The sequence below is a fragment of the Mesorhizobium sp. 128a genome (assembly GCF_053848025.1).
Map to the genome: position 1 here is coordinate 82,436 of NZ_JBSPKY010000010.1, position 13,976 is coordinate 96,411.

Annotated in this window: 14 protein-coding genes and 1 pseudogene; 7 read left to right on the forward strand and 8 right to left on the reverse strand. The window is 63.9% G+C overall.

What is annotated here, in order from left to right; genetic code table 11:
• Window positions 1-209 precede the first annotated feature (209 nt).
• The 5 genes and pseudogenes from rpsR to ACWTU9_RS17730 form a co-directional block, all read right to left on the reverse strand.
• Window positions 210-458, reverse strand: coding sequence for a 30S ribosomal protein S18 (gene rpsR / locus ACWTU9_RS17710; protein ID WP_006203718.1), 249 nt, complete (start codon window positions 456-458; stop codon window positions 210-212).
• Window positions 458-958 carry a 30S ribosomal protein S6 gene (gene rpsF, locus ACWTU9_RS17715; RefSeq protein ID WP_112560792.1) on the reverse strand — a complete coding sequence of 167 codons (501 nt, stop codon included), beginning with the start codon at window positions 956-958 and terminating at the stop codon, window positions 458-460. Before rpsF ends, rpsR begins: the two co-directional genes overlap by 1 nt.
• Window positions 959-1,262: 304 nt before the next feature.
• Window positions 1,263-1,631, reverse strand: a complete 369-nt coding sequence (locus ACWTU9_RS17720) for a hypothetical protein (protein ID WP_455859399.1) — start codon at window positions 1,629-1,631, stop codon at window positions 1,263-1,265.
• Window positions 1,632-1,648: 17 nt separating this feature from the next.
• Window positions 1,649-2,043: pseudogene (locus tag ACWTU9_RS17725) on the reverse strand (IS1 family transposase); the annotation flags it as partial.
• 50 nt (window positions 2,044-2,093) lie between these two features.
• Complete coding sequence (locus ACWTU9_RS17730) at window positions 2,094-4,022, reverse strand: LTA synthase family protein (protein WP_455859400.1); 1,929 nt, start codon at window positions 4,020-4,022, stop codon at window positions 2,094-2,096.
• A gap of 279 nt (window positions 4,023-4,301) precedes the next feature.
• On the opposite strand from ACWTU9_RS17730, the gene fabD reads away from it, so the two are divergent.
• The 7 genes from fabD (at window position 4,302) to gmk (ending at window position 11,089) form a co-directional block, all read left to right on the forward strand.
• Window positions 4,302-5,249 carry an ACP S-malonyltransferase gene (gene fabD, locus ACWTU9_RS17735; RefSeq protein WP_455859401.1) on the forward strand — a complete coding sequence of 316 codons (948 nt, stop codon included), beginning with the start codon at window positions 4,302-4,304 and terminating at the stop codon, window positions 5,247-5,249.
• Window positions 5,250-5,308: 59 nt separating this feature from the next.
• Window positions 5,309-6,046 (forward strand): 3-oxoacyl-[acyl-carrier-protein] reductase, encoded by a 738-nt coding sequence (fabG, locus tag ACWTU9_RS17740; protein ID WP_027045360.1) that lies wholly within the window; start codon window positions 5,309-5,311, stop codon window positions 6,044-6,046.
• A 220-nt stretch (window positions 6,047-6,266) separates the two neighbouring features.
• Window positions 6,267-6,503, forward strand: a complete 237-nt coding sequence (locus ACWTU9_RS17745; RefSeq protein ID WP_006203723.1) for an acyl carrier protein — start codon at window positions 6,267-6,269, stop codon at window positions 6,501-6,503.
• A 34-nt stretch (window positions 6,504-6,537) separates the two neighbouring features.
• Window positions 6,538-7,800: a beta-ketoacyl-ACP synthase II gene (gene fabF / locus ACWTU9_RS17750; RefSeq protein WP_455859402.1), complete on the forward strand. Its 1,263-nt coding sequence runs from the start codon at window positions 6,538-6,540 to the stop codon at window positions 7,798-7,800.
• A 201-nt stretch (window positions 7,801-8,001) separates the two neighbouring features.
• On the forward strand, window positions 8,002-9,261 hold the full coding sequence (gene mltG / locus ACWTU9_RS17755; protein WP_455859403.1) for an endolytic transglycosylase MltG: 1,260 nt from the start codon (window positions 8,002-8,004) through the stop codon (window positions 9,259-9,261).
• A 256-nt stretch (window positions 9,262-9,517) separates the two neighbouring features.
• Window positions 9,518-10,408, forward strand: coding sequence for a YicC/YloC family endoribonuclease (locus tag ACWTU9_RS17760; protein ID WP_455859404.1), 891 nt, complete (start codon window positions 9,518-9,520; stop codon window positions 10,406-10,408).
• A 6-nt stretch (window positions 10,409-10,414) separates the two neighbouring features.
• The gene (gene gmk / locus ACWTU9_RS17765) at window positions 10,415-11,089 is read left to right on the forward strand and encodes a guanylate kinase (protein ID WP_454577104.1); all 675 of its coding nucleotides are present in this window, start codon (window positions 10,415-10,417) and stop codon (window positions 11,087-11,089) included.
• A gap of 37 nt (window positions 11,090-11,126) precedes the next feature.
• On the opposite strand, the gene rsmA is transcribed toward gmk, so the two are convergent.
• The 3 genes from rsmA to ACWTU9_RS17780 are packed head-to-tail and all read right to left on the reverse strand — an operon-like array spanning window position 11,127 to window position 13,931.
• Entirely contained in the window at window positions 11,127-11,966 is an 840-nt protein-coding gene (gene rsmA / locus ACWTU9_RS17770) for a 16S rRNA (adenine(1518)-N(6)/adenine(1519)-N(6))-dimethyltransferase RsmA (protein WP_455859405.1), read from the reverse strand.
• Window positions 11,963-12,991 carry a 4-hydroxythreonine-4-phosphate dehydrogenase PdxA gene (gene pdxA / locus ACWTU9_RS17775; protein WP_455859406.1) on the reverse strand — a complete coding sequence of 343 codons (1,029 nt, stop codon included), beginning with the start codon at window positions 12,989-12,991 and terminating at the stop codon, window positions 11,963-11,965. Before pdxA ends, rsmA begins: the two co-directional genes overlap by 4 nt.
• A gap of 13 nt (window positions 12,992-13,004) precedes the next feature.
• Window positions 13,005-13,931 carry a peptidylprolyl isomerase gene (locus ACWTU9_RS17780; RefSeq protein ID WP_455859407.1) on the reverse strand — a complete coding sequence of 309 codons (927 nt, stop codon included), beginning with the start codon at window positions 13,929-13,931 and terminating at the stop codon, window positions 13,005-13,007.
• Window positions 13,932-13,976 lie beyond the last annotated feature (45 nt).

Consider the following 13,976-nt stretch of genomic DNA (forward strand, 5'->3'; position numbering starts at 1 on the left):
CAGGAAGCTCGGGCGCCATGGCGCCGGTGTCGCTGTCCTGCCTGTCACGGCAGTTAGAGGCTTTTCACCTCAACTCGGGATTTCAATGCATGTCGCCCAAAAGTGGTCCCGGTTTTGGGACAACGACATGCATCATCAAACTGACCCCCGTGCGGCGCCCATCGCCGTGGGAGAAAGAGAGCAGGCGGCGAACCGCCTGCTCGAAAGTCTTAGCGAACCACGTAGGGCAGCAGGCCGAGGAAGCGGGCGCGCTTGATCGCCTTGGCGAGTTCGCGCTGCTTCTTCTGGCTGACGGCGGTGATGCGCGACGGCACGATCTTGCCGCGCTCGGAGATATAGCGCTGCAGAAGACGCACATCCTTGTAGTCGATCTTGGGCGCGTTGGCGCCGGAGAACGGGCAGGTCTTGCGGCGGCGATGGAACGGGCGCCGGGTCGGGATCTGATTGATGTCGACCATTATTCTGCACCCCCTTCAACACCTTCGCGCGGACGGCGCGGACCACGATCGCCACCGGCGTCGCCGAACGAGCGCGGCGGACGATCGCCACGGTCGCCGCGATCACGGTCGCCGAACGAACGCGGGCCACGATCGCCACGGTCGCGGTCGCCGAAGCCGCCGCGTTCCGAGCGCTCTTCGCGCTTCTGCATCATGGCCGACGGGCCTTCCTCATGCGCCTCGACCTTGACGGTCAGGAAACGCAGCACGTCTTCGGACAGGCCCATCTGGCGCTCCATCTCGTTGAGCGCTGCCGGCGGGCAGGTGAGGTCCATAAGCGTGTAGTAAGCCTTCCGGTTCTTGTTGACCCGGTAGGTGAGGGACTTCAGTCCCCAGTTCTCGACCCGGCCGACGGACCCGCCATTTGCGGAGATGACGCCCTTGTACTGTTCGACAAGCGCATCGACCTGCTGCTGCGAGAGGTCCTGCCGGGCAAGGAACACATGTTCGTATAGAGCCATAGTAGTTCAGTGCCTTTCTTCGTTTCTCTCCCGGATCCTCGCGGCAAAAGCCTCTGCAACTTCTCTGACCCGCTGGTCCCAAAAGGGGCGGGGAAGAAAGGAGCATTTCGAGACGGTCGAGAGCGGAGACACGGGAGGCGGAAGCGCTTCTGGCTTCACACGAAGGTTTTGGGTAAAACCTCCGGCCCTCCGTTCAGCCCCCAGCAAGGACCGGCAGATTGCGGGCGTCTATACAGCAATTTGGCTGGAAGGCAAGGGTAGGGCGCCCGCGGTGGTGGGTCAGTCTGAATTCTGTCGATGTGAATCAATCTGCGATGCCAACTAGAAGCAAGCCAACCGCCTCTTGACCTTGGACTAGCGACCGGTGGCCCTTGCTGTCTTTGTCATTGAGCAAGAGAACATCGCCCCGCCGGAAGTCGGCTGAAGTTCCGTCGGTGGTCGTGATTTTGAGGTGACCTTGGAGCAACACCACCAATTGCCTGCGCGGCGTCGCATGGTATTGCGGGTCCCATCCGGGCGGCAATTCAAGAAATACACCGGTCGTCATCGGCGTTTCGGGTGACGCGCCCATGGGGGCAGATGGAGGGGCAAAGTCGCGAGCCGCAAGATTCACCGGCACATTACGCAAGTGCGTCTCGCTAACTTCGTCAGCATATATTTCCGTGATTTGCATTGGCTTCCCCCGAATGTTTAGGTGGCAACGTGCTTCTTGTAAGCCCGACGCTTGCGGTCAATCTTCGCCTCTTCCGCTTCCGCCAGCGCAACAATGTCGCCAATCTCCCAAAGTTTGCCCGTCACGCCAGCCGCCATAGCCGGGTCACACGCAACGTGGCATGGATGCGCACAAAATTGTAGTACATGGAATGCAGCGCCACGGCGTTGGCGTGAGCCTCGACCTTTTTGGAAAAGCCATTGGTCAGGCGAGTGAAGCGGCGCATATGCATCCGCATGGTGAGGTTCTGGCGTTCGGCAAAAGACGTGCTGACGTGCTTAGGATCGGGGTTCCCCTCGACATTGTTCTTCCGTGAACCGCCATAGCCAGCGGGGCTATAGCGGCCCTCGGCGCTGTCAGGTGAAGCCCCGTAGGGACGGCGGCAATTGAGCGGCCGCCGTCCGGTCAGCTCGCCCCGTCTATTCAGCTTGTATGGGCGACGACCTTGTCCACCGTTTCGGGGAAGAAGTCGGGCGCGGCCTTACGCTTGCCGAACATCATGTCGTACTGGATCAGGCGGAAATCGTTGATCGCCGGATCGATGTCCTTCTGCCGCGCCCAGTCGGGCGTCGCTTCGCCTGACGGCGTCAGCAGAAGGTTGCGGTCGACGACACGGTAGCGTTCGCGCAGCGCGCCGAGGAAGCCGGTGTAGTAAGGGTGCGTGATCCCGGCCGTCGTCAGGATGTGGTAAGGCAGGAAGGCCGGGCTGACCGCGCCCATATCCTGCGCCGGACCGGTGCGGTTCGACCAGATGATCAGCGGGGTCTGGTGGTGCTCCAGTGCGGCCTCCGGCGTAGCCTCCCTGCGCGGCGCGACATTGTCTTTCAGGAAGCCAGTCTCGACATAGACGGGGCCGAGCGGCGGCAGATGGTCGCCGAAGAAGGCGATGACGGTCGGCCGCTCGCGCTTCTTCGCCCATTCGATCAGCCGCTCGAGGCCACGGTCGGCATCGGCCGAACCCTCGGCATAGCTGAGCAGCGATTCCCGCGCCCATGTGCTGATCGGTGCCGCGACCTTGTGGGTCGGATTGTAATAGCGGTACGGCTCGTAGGGGCCGTGGTTCTGCAGGCTGACGGCGAAGAAGAACACCGGATCTTCGCTGGCGTCGGCCTCTGCGATGATCTCGTCGGTCATTGCCGCGTCTGAGGCCAGCGGCCCGCGCTTTTGCAACGGCGGCAGCGTCTCTTCCGAGCGGAAATCGTTGAAGCCGAAATCGGCATAGACCGCGCCCCGGTTCCAGAACCAGTTGGTGCCGGGATGGATGGCGCGCGCGCGGTAGCCTTCGCTTTTCAGGAAGGTCGCGAGCGACGGCGTCGGCGTGCGCACATATTGCTGATAGGGGATCGAGCCCGCCGGCAGGAAGGCATTGGAAAAGCCCGTCAGCGCCTCGAATTCGATGTTGGCGGTCATGCCGCCGAATTCGGGCGAGAACATATAGCCCGAGCGCAAAGCCCGCACATTGGGGATGGGGTCGGGCGTGATGGTGACGCCGGGCAGCTTGGTCGGATCCCAGAAGGATTCGCTCATGACGATGATGATGTCGGGTCTCTCATCCGGCACCGAGGCTGTCACATCCGGCCTGTCGATCGCGTCGATTGCCTTGTCGGAGTAACCGGCCGGTGCGGAGACATGCGCCATCGGCACGTTGAGCGCGAAAGCCAGGGCAAAGCCGTTGGAGGCGTAGTTCTCCTTCTGGTCCCACATGATCGGGATGATCTGCAGCCGGTCGCGGGTCCACGAGAAGGTGGCGTAGTCCATGATCGAGACGAAGAAGGCGAGCAGCGGTACTGCCAGCGTCAGCCGCGCCAGCCGCCCCTTGCGGCTGAGGATCGGCACTTTGCGGCGCCATAGCCGCCAGCCATAGATCAGCAACGACAGTCCGGCGACGATGCCGACGGCCATGGCGAGCGCCGTCCAGGGGCGCTCGCGCACCAGCAGCGGCATCAATGCCATGATCTGGCGCGAATAGAGGAAATCGGTCGGGTAGAGCGGATCGCCTAGATAATGCGACTTCTGGTGCCCGACAAAGGCCAGCGCCAGTGTCAGCGGCGCCACGATCATCAGGCTCTGGTGGCTGCGGCCGAGCACGGCGTCCAGTCCGATCAGCACCAGCGCAAAGACGATGATGGTGGTCCAGCCCGGCTTGAAGGGCTGCAGGAAGAAGTCGACCGTGCCGAAGAAATCGCCGCGCACGATCCATTCGATGGCGAAAACCAGGACGGCGGAGGCAAGCAGAGTGGCAAGACCGTAGCGGATGACAGGCCATCTGCGCCCCGGCAGGTAGCCGGTGGACGGATCGTCTTCCAAGAACTGTGGCGCGGGTACGGCCGCGCCCTTCCTGATCCTTGCCACTTTTCTTCCCCCGGCCCAAGCAACGCGTTTTTCCACTCGCGTCACCGTTCTGTCATAGAACTGTCATCCAAATGCTAGCGCCTGTGGCGGAAATAAGAAGAGCCAGCAAACGATTCGTGAGCGGTTTTCATCAGGAGTGATCGGCAAAAAGCCTGTCGGAACAGGGACTCGGGGGCTGGCTCCCGCCTCGAACAAGGGTCGAAATGCCGCCAGCGGGCTTGACTTGGCGGTCCGCCTTGCGTCACAGGCAGGAAAAATCAGCCGCTGGAGAGAGCCCATATGGCCGTTGCATTCACCTTTCCGGGACAGGGCAGCCAGGCTGTCGGCATGGGCAGGGACCTCGCCGACGCCTTCCCCGAGGCGCGCAGGGTCTTCGAGGAAGTCGATGATGCGTTGGGTGAAAAGCTGTCGAAATTGATCTGGGAAGGCCCGGAAGAGACGCTGACCCTGACCGCCAATGCCCAGCCGGCGCTGATGGCGGTGTCGCTGGCAGCGGTGCGGGCTCTGGAAGCGGGCGGCTTTTCGCTGAAGGACAAGGTTGCCTATGTTGCCGGCCATTCGCTCGGCGAATACTCCGCCCTTGCGGCCGCCGGCTTCGTCTCGGTCGCCGATGCGGCCCGGCTGCTGCGCATCCGCGGCAATGCCATGCAGGCGGCGGTGCCGGCCGGCGAGGGCGCCATGGCGGCGATCATCGGCCTGGAACAGCCCGATGTCGAAGCCGCTTGCACCGAAGCCGCCGCAGGGTCCGGCAAGGTCTGCCAGATTGCCAACGACAATGGCGGCGGCCAACTGGTGATCTCCGGCGCCAAGGCGGCAGTGGAACTCGCCGCGAAACTGTGCACCGAAAAGGGTGCCAAGCGGGCGCTGATGCTGCAGGTCTCCGCGCCCTTCCATTCGGCGCTGATGGCGCCGGCGGCCAATGTCATGCGCGAGGCCCTGGCGGGCGTGACCAGGAATGCACCGGTGGTGCCCGTCGTCTCCAACGTCACCGTGACCCCGACCAGCGAGCCCGACGAAATCGCGCGGCGCCTGGTCGAGCAGATCACCGGCCGCGTGCGCTGGCGCGAAACGGTCGAGTGGTTTGGCGCCGACGGCGTCGCAACCCTTTACGAGATCGGCGCCGGCAAGGTGCTGTCGGGTCTGGCGCGGCGTATCAACCGCGACATCGCCACATCGGCCATAGGCACGCCGGCCGATGTCGAGGCGGCGCTGGCGGCACTGGGCTGACAGGCTGGCGATTTGGCGGCACCTGTGCAAAGGGTGCGCTCTGAGATCAGGAGATAACAATGTTCGAACTGACCGGCCGCAAGGCGCTCGTCACCGGCGCATCGGGAGGCATTGGCGAAGCGATTGCCCGGGTGCTGCATGCGCAAGGTGCCATTGTCGGCCTGCACGGCACCCGCATCGAGAAACTGGAGACCTTGGCCGGCGAACTCGGCGACCGGGTAAAGCTGTTTCCAGCCAATTTGTCGAACCGCGACGAGGTCAAGGCGCTTGGCCAGAAGGCGGAAGCCGAGCTCGAAGGCGTCGATATCCTGGTCAACAATGCCGGCATCACCAAGGACGGCCTGTTCGTGCGCATGTCGGATGCCGATTGGGACAGCGTGCTTGAGGTCAACCTGACCGCCGTGTTCCGGCTGACCCGTGAACTCACCCATCCGATGATGCGCCGCCGCCATGGCCGCATCATCAACATCACCTCGGTTGTCGGCGTCACCGGCAATCCCGGCCAGACCAATTACTGCGCCTCCAAGGCCGGCATGATCGGCTTTTCCAAGTCGCTGGCGCAGGAGATCGCCACCCGCAACATCACCGTCAACTGCGTCGCCCCGGGCTTCATCGAATCGGCGATGACCGACAAGCTCAACGACAAGCAGAAAGATGCGATCATGGCCGCGATACCGACGCGCCGCATGGGCACGAGTGTTGAAGTGGCGTCTGCCGTCGCCTATCTCGCCTCCAACGAAGCCGCCTACGTCACCGGCCAGACCATCCATGTCAACGGTGGCATGGCGATGATTTGACGGGATACGGCCGGTTATAAGAAGACACGGCCGGCTTGTGAAAAGAGACCATTTCGCCTTGGACCTTAGCCATTTTTCGTGTAATGCGGCCCGCAACCCGGCGGTTCGGGCAAAAACCGGTCCGGCACCGTTGCGTTTCCGGCAGGACCATCTTTCAGCTTGATTAGCGGCATTCTGCCCGCTAACGAAGACAGACAAACAAAAGACGAGGATGCCCCAAATGAGTGACACCGCAGAGCGCGTCAAGAAGATCGTCATCGAACATCTTGGCGTCGATGCCGACAAGGTGACGGAGCAGGCGAGCTTCATCGATGATCTGGGCGCGGACAGCCTCGACACGGTCGAACTCGTCATGGCGTTCGAAGAAGAGTTCGGCGTCGAGATTCCGGACGATGCGGCCGAGACCATCCTGACCGTCGGCGACGCCGTGAAGTACATCGACAAGGCTTCGGCCTGACGCTATCCGCAGTCATCACCGGGGAGGACCTGCGATGAGGCGTGTCGTCGTCACGGGCCTCGGCCTGGTTTCGCCATTCGGCATGGGCTTCGAGCACAGCTGGAAGGAACTTCTGACCGGCCGCAGCGCTGCCAAGCGCGTCATCGAGTTTGAAGTGGAAGATCTTGCCTGCAAGATCGCCCACGTCATTCCCCGCGGTGACGGCACCAACGGCACGCTTAATCCCGAAGCCGTGCTTGAGCCCAAGGAACTGCGCAAGATCGGCGACTTCATCCTTTACGGGATTGCGGCCGCCGACGAAGCACTGAAGGATTCCGGCTGGGAGCCCGGCACCGAAGCCGAGCGTTGCGCCACCGGCGTCATGATCGGCTCCGGAATTGGCGGCCTCGAGGGCATCGCCGAGAACGCGCTGATCCTGCACGAGCGTGGCCCGCGCCGCATCAGCCCGTTCTTCATTCCCGGAAACATCATCAATCTGGTGTCGGGCCAGGTGTCGATCCGGCACGGGCTGAAAGGCCCTAACCACGCCGTCGTCACCGCCTGCTCGACCGGCGCGCACGCCATCGGCGATGCCGCCCGGCTGATCATCTTCGGCGATGCCGACGTGATGCTGGCCGGCGGCGCGGAAGCGCCGGTGACCAGGCTCTCGCTTGCCGGCTTCGCCGCTTGCCGAGCACTGTCCACCGACCGCAACGACACGCCTGAAAAGGCATCGCGTCCCTATGACCGCGACCGTGACGGCTTCGTCATGGGCGAGGGCGCCGGCGTCGTCGTGCTGGAAGAACTTGAACACGCCAAGGCGCGTGGCGCCAAGATCTACGCCGAGGTCACCGGCTACGGCCTGACCGGCGATGCCTATCACATCACCGCGCCTGCCGAAGACGGCGACGGCGCCTTCCGCTGTATGACGGCGGCGCTCAACCGGGCCAAGCTGACGCCTGCCGACATCGACTACATCAATGCGCACGGCACCTCGACCATGGCTGATACGATCGAGCTCGGCGCCGTCGAGCGGCTGGTCGGTAATGCCGCCTCGAAGATATCGATGTCGTCGACCAAGTCGTCGATCGGCCATCTCTTGGGGGCAGCGGGGGCCGCTGAGGCGATCTTCTCGATCCTCGCCATCCGCGACAACATCGCGCCCGCCACCATCAATCTAGACAACCCGGAACGCGAAACCGCGATCGATCTGGTAGCAAACACGCCACGGCCCCGCCAGATCGACGTGGCATTGTCCAACTCCTTCGGCTTTGGCGGCACCAACGCTTCGCTGGTCTTCCAGCGTTATATCGGCTGATTGCGTTATCGACCGGCGCGCCAGCGGTCTGTCGTCAATTTTGCCATATTCGAGCCTACTCTGCCGCTGGGGATTCGACGCATCGGCCTGAAACCGAAGGCGCTTTTTTAGAAGCACGATGCGTAGACTTGAAATGTTAGGGCACGCTGTGCGTCCAACCGGACGCATGGTCGCTCTAAGAGATCAGATGGTAGGGCGCTTATGAACACCAATCCGGGCGGCAGCGGACAATTCGGACAAAACCAGAAGACCGGCCCGATCGTGCCGAAGACTGCGGCCGAGGCCTTGCGGCCGGAAGCCGGCACACCGCCGCCGAAGCGCTCTCGCGCCTCGCGCAGCCAGGTCGTCGTGTTCATGAACTTCGTCATCTCCGCGGTGATGTTGATGATCCTCGCCGCCGGCGTTTCGCTCTATTTCGGCAAGCAGGCCTTCAACGAACCGGGCCCGTCGGTCGCTGGCGACACCTTTCTGGTCAAGCCCAGCACCGGCGTCCAGGATATCGCCGACCAGCTCGAACGGCGTGGGTTGATCAGCGACGCCCGCATCTTCCGCATCGGCGTGCGCGTCTATGGCAATGACTCGGCGCTGAAGGCCGGCGAATACGAGGTCAAGCCGCGCGCCTCCATGCGCGATATCATGGAACTTCTGAAGAGCGGCAAGTCGGTGATGTATTCGCTGACCATTCCCGAGGGGCTGACGGTCGAGCAGGCGCTGCAGCGCGTTGCCGAGCAGGATGCGCTGACCGGGGACATGCCGGCGACCACGCCGGCCGAGGGAAGCCTCGCCACCGATACGTTGCGCTTTACCCGCGGCGCCACGCGCCAGCAGATGGTCGACAAGCTGCTCGCCGACCAGAAGAAGCTGGTGGACGAGGTCTGGCAGCGGCGTGCGCCCGACCTGCCTCTGGCCAATGTCGAGGACTTCGTCACCTTGGCCTCGATCGTCGAAAAGGAAACCGGGCGGGGCGACGAGCGCTCGCGCGTTGCCGCCGTCTTCCTCAACCGTCTGGCCAAGGGCATGCGGCTGCAATCGGATCCGACCATCATTTACGGCCTGTTCGGTGGCAAGGGCAAACCCGCCGACCGGCCGATCTACCAGTCGGACATCGAAAAGCAGACGCCTTACAACACCTATCTGATCAACGGCCTGCCGCCGACGCCGATCGCCAATCCGGGCCGCGCCGCACTCGAAGCCGTCGCCAACCCGTCGAAGACCGACGATCTCTACTTCGTCGCTGACGGCACCGGCGGCCATGTCTTTGCCACGACGCTTGCCGAGCACAATGAGAACGTTGCCCGCTATCGGGCGCTGCAGAAAAAGCAGGTCGAAGACGCCGCAAAGGGCGCCAAGACCCCGGGCCAGACCGATGCGCCGGCAGATGGCGATGACAGCGGTGACGCCAGTGGCGATGCCGGCGGCGACAGCGGGGACGCCGGCGGCGATGCGGGTGCCGCCCAGTAGCAGACCGGCGCTTTTTGACGGATTGACCTTACGCGCTGCGGATACAGGCGACGCGTCTACTGCTTTGAACGCGCGGCGCGTTTCGAAGCGCCTTCGGCCCTGGTCCGAGCGTGTGCAGATTTCCGCACTGCAAGATCAAAACGACACCGGAAATCAACACCTTGCCGGTATTGCGATTCTGACATTCGCGCTGCCCGTGATATCGAACGCCAGCAGGATTTCAGAATCGGAACATCAGGAAGACACGAGCCGCATCATGAATTTGCAGAGCATGACCGGATTTGCACGCGCCGTCGGCGAGCACGACGGCGCCTCGATCGCCTGGGAGGTCAAGTCGGTCAACGGCAAGAGCGTCGAGGTCAGGCTGCGGCTGCCGCAAGGCTTTGAGCGGCTCGAGCCGGCGGTCCGGCAGACGCTGCAGAAGCGCTTCGCACGCGGCAATTTCCAGGCGACCCTGACCGTCAGCCGTGCCGCCGGTCAGCAAGTACAACCGGTGGTCAACGAAGTCTTCCTCAGGGATCTGGCCGGGTTGGCCAAGCGGTTGCAGGACCAGTTCGGTGTTGCCCCGGCGACCGCCGACGGTCTGCTTTCCCTGCGCGGCGTGCTGGATATACCTGAAAGCAGCGAAACCGAGGAGGTGCGGGCAGCGCTCGACGCGGCAATCCTGTCAGCGCTCGAAACGGCGCTTGCCGGTCTCGAGCAGGCGCGCCAAAGCGAGGGTGAAGCGCTACGCTCCCTGCTTTCCGGTCACATCGACGGCATCGAGGCGCTGACGCTCAAGGCCGAGGCCGACCCGTCGCGCGACCCGGCGGCAATCCGCGAGCGGATCGCCGAACAGGTGCGGCTGCTGATGGATACGTCGGCCAATCTCGATGCCGGCCGGCTGCACATGGAAGCGGCGTTCCTGGCCACCAAGGCCGACATCCGCGAAGAAATCGACCGGCTGAAGACACATGTGGGGTCGGGCCGGGCGCTGCTGGCAAATGGCGGCGCCATCGGCCGCAAGCTCGATTTTCTGGCGCAGGAATTCAACCGCGAATCGAATACTCTGTGCTCGAAGTCGAACGCCGCCACTGTCACCGCCATCGGGCTGGAGCTCAAAGCGGTGGTCGACCAGTTTCGCGAACAGGTCCAGAATCTGGAGTAACCCAAAATGGGTGCCAAGGAGCCGATGGTTGCCAGGGATCTGGGGTCGCGCATTCGCCGACGCGGGCTGATGTTGGTCCTGTCGTCGCCGTCTGGCGCCGGCAAGTCGACGATCGCGCGCAACCTGCTGGAAAGCGATGGCAGCCTGGAACTTTCGGTCTCGGTCACCACCAGGCCACGCCGTGGCTCGGAGATCGAAGGCGTCCACTACCACTTCCGCACCATGCGCGAATTCGAGCGGCTGCGCGATTCCGACGCACTGCTCGAATGGGCCGAGGTGCATGGCAATTGCTATGCGACACCGCGTGAGCCGGCCGAACTGGCGTTGGCGCAAGGGCGCGACATGCTGTTCGACATCGACTGGCAAGGCGCCCAGCAGCTCAAGGAGAAGATGCGCGCCGACATCGTCTCGATCTTCATCCTGCCGCCGTCGATGAAGGAATTGAAGGCGCGGCTGAAGCGCCGCGCCGAGGACCAGGAACAGGTGATCGAGACCAGGCTGAAGAACGCCCGCAACGAGATCGAGCACTGGAAGGAATACGACTTCGTCATCGTCAACGACGATCTCGACCGCGCCTTCGCCGAAGTGCGCGGCATAGTCACTGCCGAGCGGCTGCGACGGGATAGGCGGCCGGGACTGTTCGATTTCGTCTCGGGGCTGCTGGACGAGAAAACGCAGTAGGGTTTCTCCTTCTCGCCGTTCACGGGGAGAAGGAAAGCTACACCGCGTTCGTCAGCCGCACGAATTCCTCGACGCTGAGCGTCTCTGCGCGCCTTGTCGGATCTATGTCGGCACGCATCAGCAAGGCTTCGCCGCCGAGGCTCTTCACGCTCTGCCGCAGCATCTTTCGACGCTGGCCGAAAGCGGCTTCGGTGACGCGGCCGAGTTTTTTCACGTCCGTCGCCAGCGGGCTGGCGCGCGGCATCAGATTCACCACCGAGGACGTCACCTTGGGCGGCGGCGTGAAAGCTTGCGGCGGCACGTCGAAGACGATCCTGGCTTCGGTCCGCCAGCCGGCCAGAACGCCGAGCCGGCCATAGGCATCGCTGCCGGCGCCGGCGACGATGCGCTCGGCCACTTCGCGCTGGAACATCAGCGTCATCGATTGATAGAAGGGCGGCCAGTCCGCTACGGTCAGCCAGCGGATCAGAAGCTCGGTGCCGATATTGTAGGGCAGGTTGGCGGCTATCCTCACCGGGCCGCCGCCTTTCGCCGCGGCATTGGCAAGAGCGGCAAAATCCGTCTTCAGCGCGTCGCCGCCGATCACTTCGAGCCGGCCCGGATAGCGGTTGGAGACCTCGGCAAGCGCCGCCAGGCAGCGTTCGTCGCGTTCGATGGCAACGACGCGCTTTGCGCCGGCAAGCAGCAGCGCCCGGGTCAGTCCGCCGGGGCCGGGGCCGACCTCAATCACGGTGCTGTCGGAGAGGTCGCCGGCGGCGCGCGCGATCTTGCCGGTCAGATTGAGGTCGAGCAGGAAGTTCTGGCCAAGCGCCTTCTTCGCCTGCAGCCCATGACGCTCGATCACCTCGCGCAGCGGCGGCAGCCCATCGATGCTCATGCGGCTGCGACCCTTGTACTGGTATCGGCCAGCCGGCGGGCGAGCGCCAGCGCCGCTATCAGGCTGTCGGGACGTGTGATGCCCTTGCCGGCGATGTCGAAGGCAGTGCCGTGATCGGGCGACGTGCGGATGAACGGCAGGCCAAGCGTGACGTTGACCGCCTCGTCGAAGGCCAACGCCTTGGCCGGGATCAACGCCTGGTCGTGATACATGCAGATCGCCACGTCGTAGCCGGCGCGGGCGCGCGCATGAAACATCGTATCGGCCGGCAGCGGTCCGAAAGCGTCGATGCCTTGCGCGCGCAAGATGTCGACCGCCGGACGGATGATGCGCTCATCCTCCGTCCCCATGGCGCCGCTTTCGCCGGCATGCGGATTGAGTCCGGCAAGCGCGAGTCTCGGCCTGGCGATGCCGAAGCGGCTTGCAAGATCGGCAGCGGTGATGCGCGAAGTCGCAACGATCAGTTCCGTTGTCAGCGCCTTCGGCACCTCTGCCAGCGCGATGTGGATGGTGACCGGAACGGTGCGCAATTCGGGGCCGGCCAGCAGCATGACCGGCGTCACCACGCCACCGGTGTGGAGAGAGGCCAGATGCGCCAGATATTCGGTGTGGCCGGGAAAGCCGAAGCCGGCATCGTAAAGCGGCTTCTTGGCGATCGGGCAGGTCACGACCGCGGCCGCATGGCCGGCGAGGCAGTCGGCGACGGCGCGGTCGATGGCCTCGATAATGCCGGCGGCGTTGGTCGGGTCGGGCCGGCCGGGATCGTCGGTGAAGCGGGCCGCCAGCGGTACCACGGGCAATGCATGTTGAAAGACATCGGCGGCTTGCGCCGGCAGTGTCTCCGCGATCGCCACCTCCGCGCCGAGCCGCCGCGCCCGCGCGGCAATCAGCGCTGGATCGGCGAGAAGATAGAAGGGCGCTGCCCCGGAACGGCGCGCCCTCTGCCAGGCGGCAATGGCGATTTCCGGTCCGATGCCGGACGGATCGCCGACGCTCAGCGCCAGCGGAAGCTCTGTCTCACGCACGGCCAGGCCGGTTTCAGCGCGTAACGATCTTGGCTTTCGCCTTCAGCTCCTCGACATATTTGGCCGAGAGTTCGTCGGCGTTCTTGTCGCCGGTGCTTTCGCTCTGGAACACCATCTGGGCAGCCTTGTCGTCGGAAACCTCGCGTGACGAGCAGATTCCGATGAATTCGATGCCGCGATCTGTCTCGCGCACGGCCGTGGCACCGCCCAGCTTGGTGGCCTTGATCTGCTCGGCCCAGTCTGGCGGCAGTTGCGGCGCCAGCACCCGGGGGAGATCGCGAACGGTGACGTCGATGAGGCCCTTGGCGAATTCACGCGTGGTGGCGCAGCCGTTGAAGCGGGCGCGCATGGCCTCGGCCTCACGCTTGCGCTTGGCGAGTGTGGCGCTGCGCTCGGCCTTCGGCACCACGAAGATCACCTGCTGCAGCATGTACTCGGTGGCGCTCGGCTTGGCGCCACCTTTTTCGAGCATGTGCTTGACCAGATCCTGTTCGCTCGCCTGTCCGCCGCCGCTATAGCGTGCGCTCAGCGCCTGGTTCCACGCCATCTGGGCGCGGATGAATTCCTTGAAATGCTCCTTGGTTACGCCGGACTGCGCCATGACGCCGTCCAATTGCTTGAGCTGCATTTTGTTGTTCGAGGCAAAGCGCTGATAGGCGGCCTCGACCTGGGCGTCGGTGATGCGGATGCCGAGGCGCTTGGCCTCGGCCACGCGCAGGGCCTGGTCGATCATTTCCTTGCCTGCATCGCCCTTCTTGCGCTGCAGCTTCAGGAAGGCAGCCCGGTGCGCAATGTCGCCGGTGGTGATCGGCATGTTGTTGACGACATACTTGATTTCACTGGCGAAGGCCGGCGGCGCCATCAGGGTGACCGAGGCCGAGGTCGCCGCTATCAGGAGCGCGAATCCTGCCGAAAACAGGTATTTCCTCATCGAAAGCATCCCAATTCTAGCCCGGTTTGGATGAGCGAATGCCGTGCCCGCTTT

Excerpts from the sequence above, each read along its gene's own strand:
- ACWTU9_RS17745 (WP_006203723.1), top strand. The coding sequence starts at position 6,267 with ATGAGTGACACCGCAGAGCGCGTCAAGAAGATCGTCATCGAACATCTT.
- ACWTU9_RS17760 (WP_455859404.1), top strand. The coding sequence starts at position 9,518 with ATGAATTTGCAGAGCATGACCGGATTTGCACGCGCCGTCGGCGAGCAC.
- rsmA (WP_455859405.1), bottom strand. The coding sequence starts at position 11,966 with ATGAGCATCGATGGGCTGCCGCCGCTGCGCGAGGTGATCGAGCGTCAT.
- mltG (WP_455859403.1), top strand. The coding sequence starts at position 8,002 with ATGAACACCAATCCGGGCGGCAGCGGACAATTCGGACAAAACCAGAAG.
- fabD (WP_455859401.1), top strand. The coding sequence starts at position 4,302 with ATGGCCGTTGCATTCACCTTTCCGGGACAGGGCAGCCAGGCTGTCGGC.
- ACWTU9_RS17780 (WP_455859407.1), bottom strand. The coding sequence starts at position 13,931 with ATGCTTTCGATGAGGAAATACCTGTTTTCGGCAGGATTCGCGCTCCTG.
- fabG (WP_027045360.1), top strand. The coding sequence starts at position 5,309 with ATGTTCGAACTGACCGGCCGCAAGGCGCTCGTCACCGGCGCATCGGGA.
- ACWTU9_RS17720 (WP_455859399.1), bottom strand. The coding sequence starts at position 1,631 with ATGCAAATCACGGAAATATATGCTGACGAAGTTAGCGAGACGCACTTG.
- rpsR (WP_006203718.1), bottom strand. The coding sequence starts at position 458 with ATGGTCGACATCAATCAGATCCCGACCCGGCGCCCGTTCCATCGCCGC.
- fabF (WP_455859402.1), top strand. The coding sequence starts at position 6,538 with ATGAGGCGTGTCGTCGTCACGGGCCTCGGCCTGGTTTCGCCATTCGGC.
- gmk (WP_454577104.1), top strand. The coding sequence starts at position 10,415 with ATGGGTGCCAAGGAGCCGATGGTTGCCAGGGATCTGGGGTCGCGCATT.
- rpsF (WP_112560792.1), bottom strand. The coding sequence starts at position 958 with ATGGCTCTATACGAACATGTGTTCCTTGCCCGGCAGGACCTCTCGCAG.